Annotated in this window: 8 protein-coding genes; 4 read left to right on the top strand and 4 right to left on the bottom strand. The window is 67.5% G+C overall.

From position 1 onward, the window contains the following. Positions 1-12: 12 nt before the first annotated feature. The 4 genes from ASD87_RS04615 to ASD87_RS04600 all read right to left on the bottom strand — a co-directional run bounded on the left by ASD87_RS04615 (position 13) and on the right by ASD87_RS04600 (position 3,117). Positions 13-441, bottom strand: coding sequence for a PRC-barrel domain-containing protein (locus ASD87_RS04615; RefSeq protein ID WP_056317745.1), 429 nt, complete (start codon positions 439-441; stop codon positions 13-15). Positions 442-673: 232 nt separating this feature from the next. Continuing rightward, positions 674-1,015 (bottom strand): YqjD family protein, encoded by a 342-nt coding sequence (locus ASD87_RS04610; RefSeq protein WP_056317742.1) that lies wholly within the window; start codon positions 1,013-1,015, stop codon positions 674-676. A gap of 89 nt (positions 1,016-1,104) precedes the next feature. Continuing rightward, complete coding sequence (locus ASD87_RS04605) at positions 1,105-1,305, bottom strand: hypothetical protein (RefSeq protein ID WP_056317739.1); 201 nt, start codon at positions 1,303-1,305, stop codon at positions 1,105-1,107. Between the two features lie 39 nt (positions 1,306-1,344). Beyond that, on the bottom strand, positions 1,345-3,117 hold the full coding sequence (locus ASD87_RS04600; RefSeq protein WP_056318750.1) for a thiamine pyrophosphate-requiring protein: 1,773 nt from the start codon (positions 3,115-3,117) through the stop codon (positions 1,345-1,347). 251 nt (positions 3,118-3,368) lie between these two features. On the opposite strand from ASD87_RS04600, the gene glgA reads away from it, so the two are divergent. From glgA to glgB, 4 genes are read left to right on the top strand one after another with little or no spacing between them, the layout of a single operon-like run. Continuing rightward, entirely contained in the window at positions 3,369-4,937 is a 1,569-nt protein-coding gene (gene glgA / locus ASD87_RS04595) for a glycogen synthase GlgA (RefSeq protein WP_056317736.1), read from the top strand. 12 nt (positions 4,938-4,949) lie between these two features. Then, positions 4,950-8,147, top strand: a complete 3,198-nt coding sequence (locus ASD87_RS04590) for an alpha-1,4-glucan--maltose-1-phosphate maltosyltransferase (RefSeq protein ID WP_056317732.1) — start codon at positions 4,950-4,952, stop codon at positions 8,145-8,147. Next, positions 8,144-11,521 (top strand): maltose alpha-D-glucosyltransferase, encoded by a 3,378-nt coding sequence (gene treS / locus ASD87_RS04585; protein ID WP_369818496.1) that lies wholly within the window; start codon positions 8,144-8,146, stop codon positions 11,519-11,521. The genes ASD87_RS04590 and treS overlap by 4 nt, the downstream gene beginning before the upstream one ends. Beyond that, on the top strand, positions 11,518-13,716 hold the full coding sequence (gene glgB / locus ASD87_RS04580) for a 1,4-alpha-glucan branching protein GlgB (protein ID WP_056317729.1): 2,199 nt from the start codon (positions 11,518-11,520) through the stop codon (positions 13,714-13,716). Before treS ends, glgB begins: the two co-directional genes overlap by 4 nt. Positions 13,717-13,718: the final 2 nt, after the last annotated feature.

Raw genomic sequence — 13,718 nt, 5'->3', positions numbered from 1 at the left:
TGGGACGACGGCTTACCAATACGGGGGCTGGTTGTAATACTGATGAATGCCTCTGGCCCAGGTTTCGTCCGCCATGCTTGGCCAATTGTCCTTGTCGAACCCGTCGGCGTTCTTGAGCACCTCCTTGTCCACGTTCAGCACGAAGCACTTGCGGTCGGTATCCAGCGTCAGCGCGCTCCACGGAATGGCGTACAGCTTGTCGCCAATGCCCAGGATGCCGCCACGCGAAAGGACGGCATACGCCACGCGCCCGTGCGGCACGTCCAGCATGATTTCCTGGATGCTGCCCAGCGATTCGCCGGCCGGGTTGTAGACGTCGTTCCCTTCAAGTGTGCTGGCCGCCATGATCTGCGGACCGGGGCCGCTGGGATCGTTTTTCGGACCGCCCACGATCTTGGTTTCGCTTTGCGCCTGGCCGGCGCCTGTCAACGGATGGTTCATGGTGAGTCTCCTTCAGTGAAGCGTCTTGCATGGCGAACGGTTCGGCATGCAGGTCACCCTCCAAGCAAGCCCTGTGCCACACCGCCGTGCGGCTTGGCGCCCCGGCCTTGCGCCGGTCCGGCCTGGACAAGATGGCAGTTCTTACATGCGGCCCCACAAAAATGCCGGGGCCGGCCCTGCGTGAGCAGGATCGGCCCCGGCCGGCGCGCGGGTCGAGCGGCGCGGGTTGGCGTCAGCGCCGGTTGCCGCGGTCCGACATCATGCAGATGCCGGCCAGCACGCCCAGCAGCACGGCGCCTGCGATGCTCTTCCAGGCGTTTTCATGCACGTATTCATCTGTGGCGTGCGACACCACGCGCGCCCGGTCCCAGGCCGCGCGCTCCCATCCGCGGGCCTGATCGCGTGCGGCGTCCAGCTGATGCTTGAGCTTGTCGCGGGCGGATTCGATCTCCGACCCGCTGTAGCTGGCGGTGCTTCGCAGCAAATCCTCGGTGCCTGATATCAGGTCGCGCATCGTCCGCGAAGACGAGTCCGAGGTGTGGAACATGTCGCGCAGCCTATCTCGTTTGTTCATGTGTACTCCTTTGAAAAGTGCGGATCGCTCCCCCCGCGGCACGGCGCACGCGAGGCGCGGCCCGCAAGCCGCAAGCCGTGCGGGACCGGTCACAGCCGGTCGATACCCGGCGTCTGCTGGGGGTCGACCCCCGGCATGGGATTGGGAATGCTGTCCGGAGGCCAGTGCCCCTTCTCATCCTTGCCCGAGCCGGGCGCGTCGGGCTGGGGTTGTTCGGCGGGCGCCTGTTCCGGGGTCTTCTGTCCGCCCTGTCCGGGCGGTGGGGAACGCGTCCCCTCGGTGTTTGCCATGATGTGCTCCTGAAATGAAAAGACTGATGCAATCGGCTGTCAACTTGCCCACCATTGCTTGATCGTCGCGCGCAGCGCCGCGCCGCCCGTGGCGGCGTCTTCCTGGCGCAGCGCCTTGAAATACGCGCCGATCTGCTTGGCCGGGATGTGAGGCGGCAACGGCGGCATCTCGGGATCGGTCACCATCTCCAGCACGACAGGACGTCCCGCCGCCAAGGCGCGGTCCCACGCCGGTCCGACGTCGTCGGGACTGTCCACCCGGATGCCCTCCAGGCCCAGCATCCGGCCGTATTCCGCGTAAGAAAACTTCGGCAACCACTGCGAGTCCGGAAAACGCGGGTCCCCGCCCATCACTCGCTGTTCCCACGTCACCAGGTTCAAATCGCCGTTGTTCAGCACCATGACGATCAGAGTGGGATTGCTCCAGTCCTGCCACCGGTGGGCAATGGTGATGAGCTCGTTGATGCCCAGCATCTGCATCGCGCCGTCGCCTACCAAGGCGATGACAGGGCGATCCGGGTAGGCAAGCTTTGCCGCCACCGCATAGGGCACGCCGCAACCCATCGTGGCCAGCCCGCCCGACACCGAACCCATCATGCCGGCCTGAATGTCGACGTTGCGCGCATACCAGTTGGCGGCCGAGCCCGAGTCGCAGGTCAGGATGGCCCGCGCAGGCAACCGCTTGGACAACTCCAGGAACGGGCGCTGAGGATTGATCGGCTTGGCATCGACCATCGCTCGGGCATGCACCGTTTCGCGCCAGGCGGAAACCTGCTTCTCGATACGCTCGCGCCAGCGCCGCGTTTTCTTGGGTTCCAGCAGCGGTATCAGCGCTTCCAGCGTCAACCGGCTGTCGCCCACCAGCCCGATCTCCACGGGATAGCGCAGGCTGAGCTTGCGGCCGTCGCGATCGATCTGCACGGCGCGCGCCTGGCCTTCCTGCGGCAGGAATTCCGCATACGGGAACGAGGTGCCCACCATCAGCAGCGTGTCGCACTCGTTCATCATGTCCCAGCTTGGCTGCGTGCCGAGCAGTCCGATGGCGCCCGTCACGTAAGGCAGGCAGTCCGGCAGCACCGCCTTGCCCAGCAGCGCCTTGGCCACGCCCGCGCCCAGCAGCTCGGCGACCTGGCCGACCTGTTCGCCCGCCTGCAGCGCGCCCGCGCCCACCAGGATTGCCACCTTCTCGCCGCGATTCAGGATGTCGGCGGCGTTGCGCAGCGCGTCCGGGCCGGGCACGGCGGCGTGGGAGGTCACGCCGATGCCTGTGTGCACCGTGCCATGCTCGCGGGGCGGCGCCGGCACGGCCGGCAAATCCTGCACGTCGTTGGGAAAGATGACGCAGGTCACGCTGCGGCGCTCCAGGGCAATGCGCATGGCGCGGTCCACCATATGGCGCGCTTGCTCGGCCGTCGTCGCCATCTGCACGTAATCGTGCGCGACGTCCTTGAACAGGCTGATCAGGTCCACTTCCTGCTGGTAGTCGCCGCCCAGCGCGCTGCGGGCCTGTTGGCCCACCAGCGCCACGACCGGCTGATGATCCAGCTTGGCGTCATACAGACCGTTAAGCAGATGGATGGCGCCGGGCCCCGAGGTCGCCAGGCATACACCGACCTGCCCCGTGAATTTGGCATGGGCGCACGCCATGAAAGCGGCGCTTTCTTCGTGGCGGGCCTGTACGAATTCCAGCGGCTCCTGCGTGCGGCCAAAGGCGCCGATGAGCCCGTTGATGCCGTCGCCGGGATACCCGTACACCGTGCGCACGCCCCACTGCGACAGCCGCTTCAACACGAAGTCCGACACTGTTTCCATACGTTTCTCCATGCGGTCGTCGTTGAAAGCGTCTCCATGCAGCAACCGCCGTTCCTGCCCCGGATTGGAATTTGGGCGCAGGGGCGCAGATAAAAATTACAAACCGGCCGTAGCGGGCGTCCGGCCGGCGTCGTCGTTCCATCGTTTGGATGACCCGCATTTGTGCTGCATTGCGCAATTTTTCTGGTGCCTGCGGGTTTGGGCACACGGCTTGCGTAAGGGAAGGCCTCGGCGTATCAACTGGAGCAAGCATGGCGAAGACAAGAACCCTGATTGTGGCGGGAGAAGCTTTTCCGCTGGCCAAAACGGGCGGACTGGGAGATGCCATTACCGGCATGGCCCGCGCGTTGATGGAGGCGCGAATGCCTCTGAGCGTGCTGCTGCCTGCCTATCGGGGCGTGCGCGCCAAGCTGAACCGCGTGCGCGAAGTGGCCACGCTTGATGATCTGCCTGGCGGTCCGGCCGTCCTGCTGGAAGGCAAATGCCCCCAATCCGGCATCGACTATCTGGTGCTTGAGAACGATGCCCTGTACGACCGTGGCGGCCTCTACGCCGACGAGAACGGGCGCGAGCACCCCGACAACGGCTTGCGCTATGCAGCGCTTGCGCACGCCGCCGTGCGCGTGGCGGCGGGCTTGCCGGGCGTTGCACGCCCCACGCTGGTGCACGCGCACGACTGGCATGCCGGCCTGGTGCCGCTGCTGCTGCGCGCGGCCGACCTGCGCGACGTGAAAAGCGTGATGACCATTCACAACCTGGCGTTCCAGGGGCTGTTCCCGATGGCATGCGCCGACGAGTTTGGCGTGCCCGAATGGGCCCGCACCGACGACGGCGCTCAGGCCTGGGGGCAGCTTAACTTCCTGAAGGCCGGCATCCGCTACGCGGACCGCGTCACCACGGTCAGCCACACCTACGCCCGCGAAATCATGACGCCGCAGTTCGGGTGCGGCCTGGAAGCGCTGCTGCGCAGCCGTGCAGACGATCTGCTGCCGATCCCGAACGGCATCGACGACGTGCTGTGGAACCCTGCCCACGATCCGTATCTGCGCAGCCATCGCTATTCGGTGCGAGACCTGACCAACAAGATTCATTGCAAGGCGGCGCTGCAACGGGAGTTTGGCTTGCGCCCGGATCTGGGCGCGACGGTGATGGGGATGGGCAACCGCCTGACGGAACAGAAGATGGCGGACGTGGCGGTGCATGCGCTTCCCGACGCGCTGGACCGTCACCCCAATCTGCAGATCGCCATCCTGGGTCAAGGCGATCACCGGCTGGAAGAAGCCTTGCAGGACATCGCGCGCCGCTATCCGGGACGCTGCGCCACGCATATCGGCTACGACGAGGGCATCGCCCACCGTCTGCACGCCGGCTCCGACATCCTGCTGCATGCCAGCCGCTTCGAGCCCTTTGGCCTGACGCCGCTGTATGCGATGCGCTACGGCACCCTGCCGATCGGCTCGCGGGTAGGCGGCATGGCCGATACGATCCAGGATCCCGGTCCGCGCGCCCCGCTGTCGGCCATGGCATCGGCCACCGGCGTACTCTTTGAAGGCGACACGCCGCAGGCCATGAGCGCCGCGATCGATCGCGCCATCGACCTGCGCGGCCACGGCATTCTCTGGCGGCTGATGCAGCGCAACGCGATGAGCAGCGATTTCGGCTGGCGCGCCGCGGTCAGCCTGTACGCCAGCCTGTACCGCTCGCTTGTGGAACCCGAGTATCGCGATGCGGCGCCCGCCTCGGCCCTGCAACCCGAAGACGTTGCCGCCGTCAGCCGCCGCCAGCCGCGAGCGGGTGGCGCACTGCCAGCCGCCATCTAAGGAGCCAGCCCGGTGCCCCGTTCCACCGTCCCCGCGCCGTCCCGCGCCCCGCTACGTCTTTATCACGCCCGCTCTGGCCTGCCGGAGGGCCACTCCGACCTCCAGGCCCTGTGCCAACGCCTCGCGCAACGCGGGTTCAATGCCGTGCTGGCGCCGGCGCCGTGGCTGACCGGGCCAGAGCCGGGCTCGAATGCCGCGCGCGATGCGGACACCGCGCGCGTGGACGGTAAGGACACGCCGATCACTCAGTGGTACACCGAGGTCGCGGCGCAGTTGACGGCCCACGGGTTGTCGCTGTTCGTCGACGTGATCCTGGACCGCAGTGCGCGGCATGCCGTGGCGACCACCGCCGAACCCGGGTGGTACCGGTCACTTCATGAAGAACCCGCGCGCGATCCGCGACTGACGCCAGAGGAGCGCGGGGTGCTGCACCTGCCTGAAGGCCCCCTGCCGCCCGGCTTTCTGCCGGCGTGGACGGCGCGTCTGCTCGGCTGGACCCGCAGCGGGGTCAAGGGCCTCGTGTTCCAGGCGCCTCACCGGCTGCCGGCAGAGGCGTGGCGGGAACTGGGGGCCGCGTTGCGCGCGCAGAATCCGGATGTGCGCCTGTTGGCCTGGACACCCGGCCTGTCGCCCGCCGACCTGGCGGGCCTGCGGGACGCGGCGTTCGACGCCGCGTTTTCTTCCCTGCCCTGGTGGGACTTCAAGTCGTCGTGGCTGGCGGAAGAGGACGCGCGCCTGCGCGCCATTGGCGACGTCATTGCGGCGCCGCCGCAATCCGGCGCGCAGTGGCCGTCTGAATACGGGCTCAGCGCGCTCTGGAGCGCGGCGGTGTCGGGCGATGGACTCATGCTGACGGACGAGGACGAACACCGCCTGCCGGACGTGCAAGCCGTGAACGCCTGGTTCGACGGCTCCCGGCTCAAGGGCCCGTTGTGCCTGCTGGGCGGCCGGGACGGCAGCTGCACCGTGATGCTGCGCGATGCGGGCGACGGCGCGACACTGGCGCTCGCCATCAATCCGTCGCCCACGCAGCACGCGGGCGTGGATTGGGATGCCCTGGCGCCGATGTTGCCGCCGGCCGATCTCGTCCCCTTTACTCCACCGGCCGGTTTGCAGAGGCAGGCCGATTCCCTGGCCGCGGGCGACTGCGCGCTGCTGATGTTCCAACCCACCCAGCCGGTCCGCGACGCCGTGCGTCACCACCGGACCCGCGCCGACGACCTCGCCAACCAGCGCGTAGCGCTGGAGAACATCAGCCCTGCCGTCGATGGCGGCCTCTATCCGGTCAAGACCATACCGCACGCGCGAGTCGCCGTGCAGGCCGACATCTTCATGGACGGGCACGACCAACTCGCGGCCGAGGTGCGCTGGCGGGCCAAGGACGAGGCGCGCTGGCACACCGTCCCGATGACGCGCGGCCTGAACGACCGCTGGGAAGGCGCATTCCGCCCTCGCCGCATTGGGGCCCATGAATTCGTGGTGGCCGCCTGGTTCGACGCCTGGCATACGTTTACCCATGACATCGAGGTCAAGCACCAGGCGGGCCGCGATATCAGCCTGGAGATCCACGAAGGCCTCGCACTGCTGCGCGACGCCCTGGCGCGCGCCGACGCCGGCTCGCCCGCCGGCGCGGACGCCGAGCCCGTGCGCCGTGCGCTGGCGGCCTTCGCGGACGCCGACCTGGCCCATCCCGTCCCGCCGACGCAAGCGCAGGTCGACGTGCTGCTGGACCCGGCGTTGGCGCATGCCATGCACGCGCTTGACGACCACCCGTTCGAAGCGGTCACCGCCACGGCCTACCCAGTCTGGGTGGACCGCAGCCAGGCCGTCCATTCCAGCTGGTACGAGCTTTTCCCGCGGTCTCAGGCGGCCGAGCCCGGGCGCCACGGCACGTTCGACGACGTGGTCGCGCGGCTGCCGGACATCCGCGAGATGGGCTTTGACGTGTTGTACATGCCGCCCATCCACCCGATCGGCCAGCGCAACCGCAAAGGCCGCAACAACAGCCTGCGCGCCGAGCCCGGCGACGTGGGCAGTCCCTACGCAATCGGTGCGCAGAGCGGCGGCCACGACGCCATCGAGCCCGCGCTGGGCACCCTGTCCGACTTCCTGAACCTGGTGGATGCGGCCGCTCAGCATGGCATGGAGATTGCGCTGGACTTCGCCATCCAGTGTTCGCCGGATCATCCGTGGCTGACGCAGCATCCGGACTGGTTTTCGTGGCGGCCGGACGGGTCGATGCGCTACGCCGAGAATCCGCCGAAAAAGTACGAGGACATCGTCAACGTGTCCTTCTACGGCGGCCAGAACCGCCGCGGCCGCAAGCTGGGATTGTGGCGCGCGCTGCGCGATGTGGTGCTGTTCTGGGTGAACCACGGCGTGCGCATCTTTCGGGTCGACAATCCCCACACCAAGCCCCTGCCGTTCTGGCAGTGGCTGATCTGCGAAGTCCACGCGCAGCATCCGGACGTGATCTTCCTGTCCGAGGCCTTCACGCGCCCCAAGATGATGTACCGGCTGGCCAAGATCGGCTTCACGCAGTCGTACACGTACTTCACGTGGCGCAACGAGCGGGCCGAGCTGGAAGCCTACCTGCAAGAGATTTCGTCGCCGCCGGCGGCCGACTTCTTCCGTCCGCACTTCTTTGTGAACACCCCGGACATCAACCCGTTCTTCCTGCAGACCTCTGGACGCCCGGGCTTTCTGATCCGCTCGGCGCTGGCCGCGTTGGGCTCGGGACTGTGGGGCGTGTACAGCGGGTTTGAACTCTGCGAAGGCGCGCCGCTGCCGGGCAAGGAAGAGTACCTGGACTCCGAGAAGTACGAATTGCGCCAGCGCGACTGGCACGCCCCGGGCAACATCCGGGCCGAGATCACACGGCTGAACCAGATCCGGCGCGCCAACCCGGCGTTGCAGACGCATCGCGGCCTGACGCTGGCCGCCAGCAGCAACAACCGGGTGCTGGCCTTCTACAAATCCACGCCCGGCCACGGCAACGTGGTGCTGGCCGTCATCAGCCTGGATCCGTTCCAGGCGCAGGAGACGCGCGTCGAGGCGCCATTCTGGCTGTTCGGCGAATCGGACGCCGGTCAGCTGTCCGCCGAAGACCTGCTGACCGAAACCCGCGAGACCTGGCATCAGAAGCACCGCAGCCTGACGCTGACCCCCGACCAACCCTATCGCGTGTGGCGGCTTTCGCTGCATGGATGAAGCCCGCGTCCAACGCCATGATGAGTAAAGCCCAACCCATTCAGGATGATCCCCTCTGGTACAAGGACGCCGTCATTTACCAGCTTCACGTCAAGTCGTTCTTCGACTCGAACGGCGACGGCGTTGGCGACCTGCCCGGCCTGATTTCCAAGCTGGACTACATCGCCAGCCTGGGCGTGAACACCATCTGGCTGCTGCCCTTCTACCCGTCGCCCCGCCGCGACGACGGCTACGACATCGCGGACTACCGCGGCGTGCACCCGGACTACGGCACCATCGCCGACGTGCGCAAGCTGATCCGGGCCGCGCATGCCCGGGGCCTGCGCATCATCACCGAACTGGTGGTCAACCACACGTCGGACCAGCACCCGTGGTTCCAGCGCGCCCGTGCGGCCAAGCCCGGTTCGGCGGCGCGCAACTTCTATGTCTGGTCCGACAACGACAAGGCGTACGCCGGTACGCGCATCATCTTCTGCGATACCGAAAAGTCGAACTGGACCTGGGATCCAGTGGCCAACGCCTACTTCTGGCACCGCTTCTATTCGCACCAGCCCGACCTGAACTACGACAATCCGCAAGTGCTCAAGGAAGTGCTGTCCGTCATGCGCTATTGGCTGGACATGGGCGTGGACGGGCTGCGCCTGGACGCGGTGCCCTACCTGGTGGAGCGCGAAGGCACCAACAACGAGAACCTGCCCGAGACGCATGACGTGCTCAAGCAGATCCGGGCAGTGATCGAGGCCGAGTACCCCGGCCGCCTGCTGCTGGCCGAAGCCAACCAATGGCCCGAGGACGCGCAGGAGTATTTCGGCGCGGGCGACGAATGCCACATGTCCTTTCACTTCCCGCTGATGCCGCGGATGTACATGGCCATCGCGCAGGAAGACCGCTTTCCGATCACCGACATCATCCGCCAGACGCCCGATATTCCGCCGACCTGCCAGTGGGCCATCTTCCTGCGCAATCATGATGAGCTGACGCTGGAGATGGTGACGAGCCGCGAGCGCGACTATCTGTGGAACGTCTACGCGGCCGAGCCGCGCGCCCGCATCAACCTCGGCATCCGCCGCCGGCTGGCGCCGCTGCTGGAACGCGACCGGCGCCGCGTCGAGCTGATGAACAGCCTGCTGCTGTCGATGCCCGGCACGCCGGTTCTTTACTACGGCGACGAACTGGGCATGGGCGACAACGTCCACCTGGGCGACCGCGATGGGGTGCGCACGCCGATGCAATGGTCGCCCGACCGCAATGGCGGCTTTTCGCGCGCCGATCCCGAGCGGCTGCCATTGCCCGTGCTGATGGGCCCGCTGTACGGCTACGAGGCCGTCAACGTCGAGGCGCAGCAGCGCGACCCGCATTCGCTGCTGAACTGGACGCGGCGCATGCTGGCCCAACGCGGACAGAGCCGAGCCTTTGGGCGCGGCACGCTGCGCTTCATCTACGCCGGCAACCGCAAAATACTGGCCTATCTGCGGCAGTTCGAAAGCACCACGATCCTGTGCGTGGCGAACCTGTCGAATGCGGCCCAACCGGTCGAGCTGCACATGCAGGAGTTCTCGGGCCGGGTCCCCGTGGAAATGCTGGGCGGCACGCCCTTCCCCGCAATCGGCGAACTGCCCTATCTGCTGACGCTGCCGCCCTACGGCTTTTACTGGATGGACCTGAGCCAGGACGCCGCGCCGCCCGGATGGCACGCGACGGCGCCCGCCCAGATGCCCGAACTGATTACCCTGGTGCTCAAGAACCGGGGCGGCGCGGCGCTGACCGACGCGTCCCGCGCCACGCTGGAGCGCGAGATCCTGCCGCAGTATCTGGCGCGCCAGCGCTGGTATCCGGGGTCGGAGGCGCCAGCCCGCGCACGTCTGGCCTACGCCACGCCGTTCGCCTCGGCCGAGGGGGAATTCTATTGGGCCGAGATCGAGCCGGAGGACGGCACGACGGGCATGCGCGCTCAAGCGCCCTTTGTCCTGGTCTGGGACGAGACCGCCGTCATCCAGTACGCCATCGCCCGTGTGCGCCGCGGCGCCGAAGTGGGCGTCCTGGCCGACGCCTTCCTGCAGCCGGGCTTCGTGCGCAGTACGCTCCGCGCGATGCAGGCGAGCGCGGAACTTGACGGACGCAGCAGCGGCAAGCCGGGCGACAAGCCGGGCGTGATCCGCTTTCTGCCCGAGGCGGGGCTGGCCGGCATGGATTTCGACGGCGACCTCGACATGCACTGGCTGTCGGGCGAACAGTCCAACAGCTCGGTCATCGTCGGCAATGCCGTCATCCTGAAGCTGATCCGCAGCGTGCAGCCGGGCCTGTCGCCTGAAGCCGAGATGACCCGCTACCTGACGCGGGCCGGCTACGGGAACATTCCGCCGCTGCTGGGCGAGGTGCAACGCGTCGACGCCGAGGGCGTCGTGCACACGCTGGCGGTCGCGCACGGCTACGTCTCCAATGAGGGCGATGCCTGGAGCTGGACGCTGGACTACCTGAAGCGCACGCTGGCCAACGCCCTGCTGGTTGGCAGCTCGCCCGAGGAGTTCGAGGAAACCCTGGAAGGCTACGCCGTCATGGCCGGCACCATCGGAGAACGGCTGGGCCAGATGCACACGCTGCTGGCCGCGCCAACCGATGATGCGGACTTCCAGTCGCGAGCCGCCAGCCAGACGGATGCGGACAAGCGGGCCGAGCAGGTGCTCGCGCTGCTGGACCGCGCCGAAAAGAACCTGCGCGCGACGCTGGACAAGCTTGAAGAGCCGTCGCATGCCTGCGCGGAGTGGTTCTTCGAGCATCACGAGCGCCTGGCCAAGCGCGTCACCGAGATGGCGCAGGCCGAGGTGGGCGCGCCGTGGCTGCGCATACACGGCGACTTCCACCTGGGCCAGGTGCTGGTCGCGCAGACCGACGCATACCTGATCGATTTCGAAGGTGAGCCGATCAGCAGCCTGGAAGTGCGGCGATCGCTCGCTTCTCCGTACAAGGACGTGGCCGGCATGTTGCGCTCGTTTGACTATGCGGCGGCGTCGATTGCGCGGACGGACCTGATCGGCGGCGCGCATCTGGACGCCAATGCGGGTGCGGACGACGTGCCCGCGCCGCCCGTCGCGCCGGCCGAACAGCGCGACGCCCTGCTGGCGCGTTTCCGCCAGCGGGCCTCGGACGCGTTCCTGCAGGGGTACACCAGTGTGCGCGGCGGCGACCTTGCCGCCACGGGGGATCGCGAGGAGACGCTGCTGATCCTGGCGCAACTGGAGAAAGCCGCCTACGAGGTCAGCTACGAAGCGGCCCACCGGCCCGACTGGATTTCGATTCCCCTGTGCGCCCTGACCGAACTGGCGCGCGGCGTCCTGCTGTCGGCCGCCATCGATGCCGAAGGAAAAACGTCATGACCGCAGGCTTTGCCTCTCCCGCCGCTGCCACCGACGGCCACATCGACGCGCAGGAGCTGACCGCGCTGGCCCATGGGCTGCACGACAACCCTTTCGGGGTGCTGGGACCGCACGACGGCTGGGTACGCGTCTTCGTTCCTGGGGCTTCAGCCGTGGCGGTCCTGGATCAGGATGGTGATCGCACGCCCCTGGAGGAACAGGCGCAGGGACTCTACGTCGGCCGCGTGACGTACGCGCAGGCCGGCGACGGGGCTTCCTACCGGCTGGCGATCCGCTGGCCTGCCGCCGAACAGGTCACCGCCGATCCGTATGCCTTCGGCGCCCTGCTGGATGACGCCACGCTGCAACGCCTGGCCCAAGGCGCGTGGCGCGAGGCCGGCGAGGCCCTGGGCGCGCACTTGGTTGAAGTGGACGGCGTCAGCGGCCTGCGCTGCGCAGTCTGGGCGCCCAACGCCCGGCGGGTTGCGGTGGCGGGCGATTTCAATGGCTGGGATGCGCGCCGCCACGGCATGCGTCTGCGCCACGCTGCCGGGGTGTGGGAAATCTTCATTCCCGGCGTACGCCCCGGCGACCGCTACAAATTCGCCATCACCGACCGCAACGGCAATCAGTTCATGAAGGCCGATCCGATGGCGCGCCGCAGCGAGATGGCGCCGGCCACGGCCTCGATCGTGGACGACCCCGCGCCCTACGCCTGGTCCGACGACGACTGGATGCAGTCGCGCGGGGCGCGCCAGTCTCCCGGCGCGCCCGTGTCGATCTACGAGGTCCACGCCGGATCGTGGAGCAGTGTCGAAGCGGGCCCCTGCGCCTGGGACCAGATGGCGGACAAGCTGCCGGGCTATGCCCGCGCCATGGGCTTCACGCATCTGGAATTGATGCCGATCATGGAGCATCCGTTCGGCGGCTCGTGGGGCTATCAACCGCTGGGCATGTTCGCGCCAACGGCGCGCTACGGGCCGCCCGAGGCCTTCGCCCGGTTCGTCGACCGCTGCCACGCCGCCGGGATCGGCGTCATCCTGGATTGGGTGCCCGCGCACTTTCCCGACGACGCGCATGGCCTGGCCACCTTCGACGGGACCTCGCTGTACGAATACGAAGATCCGCGCGAGGGCTATCACCCCGACTGGCACACCATGGTCTACAACCTGGGGCGCAACGAGGTGAAGGCGTTCATGATCGCCAGCGCCATGCACTGGCTACGCCGGTTCCACATCGACGGGTTGCGTGTGGACGCGGTGGCGTCGATGCTTTACCGCGACTACAGCCGCCGGCCCGGTGAATGGATCCCCAACCGCTATGGCGGCCGCGAGAACCTTGAGGCCGTCCAGTTTCTGCAGGAGCTGAACGACACCGTGCGCCACGAGGTGCCGGACGCCATCATGGTTGCGGAAGAGTCCACCGCGTGGCCGGGCGTGACTGCGCCCGTGTCCGAAGGCGGTCTAGGATTCCACTACAAATGGAACATGGGCTGGATGCACGACACCCTGCGCTATCTGGCGCAGGATCCGATCCATCGCCGTTACCACCACCACGACATCACGTTCGGCATGGTGTACGCGTACAGCGAGCGCTTCATCCTGCCGCTGTCGCACGACGAGGTGGTGCACGGCAAGGGGTCGCTGCTGGGCAAGATGCCCGGCGACAAGCAGGCGCGGCTGGCCAACCTGCGCGCGTACTTCGGCTTCATGTGGGCGCATCCCGGCAAGAAGCTGCTGTTCATGGGCGGCGAGCTGGCCCAGCCCACCGAATGGAACCACGACGCCACGCTGGACTGGAACCTGCTGGACGACGCGGGCCATCTGGGCATGCAGCGTCTCGTGGCGGACCTGAACCGCCTGTATCGCGACCTCCCGGCGCTCCACGCGCGAGACGCGGACCCCTCGGGGTTCGCATGGACGATCATGGACGACCAGGACAACAGCGTCGTCGCCTTCATCCGCACCGACGGCCAGCAGCACGTGCTGGCCGTGTCGAATTTCACGCCGGTCACCCGGCACGATTACCGCATCGGGGTTCCTCGGGCCGGCCGCTGGGCTGAACTGCTGAACACCGATGCGTCCCAGTACGGCGGGTCCGGCCAGGGCAACCAGGGCGGGGCCAACACCGGCGACATGGCTGCCCACGGGCAGCCGCAGGCCCTGTCGCTCACCCTGCCGCCCCTCTCGACTCTCTTCCTGATGCACGAAGGCTGAAT

This window comes from Achromobacter sp. Root170 (assembly GCF_001428165.1).
In the GTDB taxonomy this organism is placed as follows: domain Bacteria; phylum Pseudomonadota; class Gammaproteobacteria; order Burkholderiales; family Burkholderiaceae_B; genus Achromobacter; species Achromobacter mucicolens.
Note: the sequence above shows the minus strand (reverse complement) of the source record. Positions and strands in the feature narration are given on the sequence as shown.

Excerpts from the sequence above, each read along its gene's own strand:
- ASD87_RS04615 (WP_056317745.1), bottom strand. The coding sequence starts at position 441 with ATGAACCATCCGTTGACAGGCGCCGGCCAGGCGCAAAGCGAAACCAAG.
- ASD87_RS04610 (WP_056317742.1), bottom strand. The coding sequence starts at position 1,015 with ATGAACAAACGAGATAGGCTGCGCGACATGTTCCACACCTCGGACTCG.
- ASD87_RS04605 (WP_056317739.1), bottom strand. The coding sequence starts at position 1,305 with ATGGCAAACACCGAGGGGACGCGTTCCCCACCGCCCGGACAGGGCGGA.
- ASD87_RS04600 (WP_056318750.1), bottom strand. The coding sequence starts at position 3,117 with ATGGAAACAGTGTCGGACTTCGTGTTGAAGCGGCTGTCGCAGTGGGGC.
- glgA (WP_056317736.1), top strand. The coding sequence starts at position 3,369 with ATGGCGAAGACAAGAACCCTGATTGTGGCGGGAGAAGCTTTTCCGCTG.
- treS (WP_369818496.1), top strand. The coding sequence starts at position 8,144 with ATGAAGCCCGCGTCCAACGCCATGATGAGTAAAGCCCAACCCATTCAG.
- glgB (WP_056317729.1), top strand. The coding sequence starts at position 11,518 with ATGACCGCAGGCTTTGCCTCTCCCGCCGCTGCCACCGACGGCCACATC.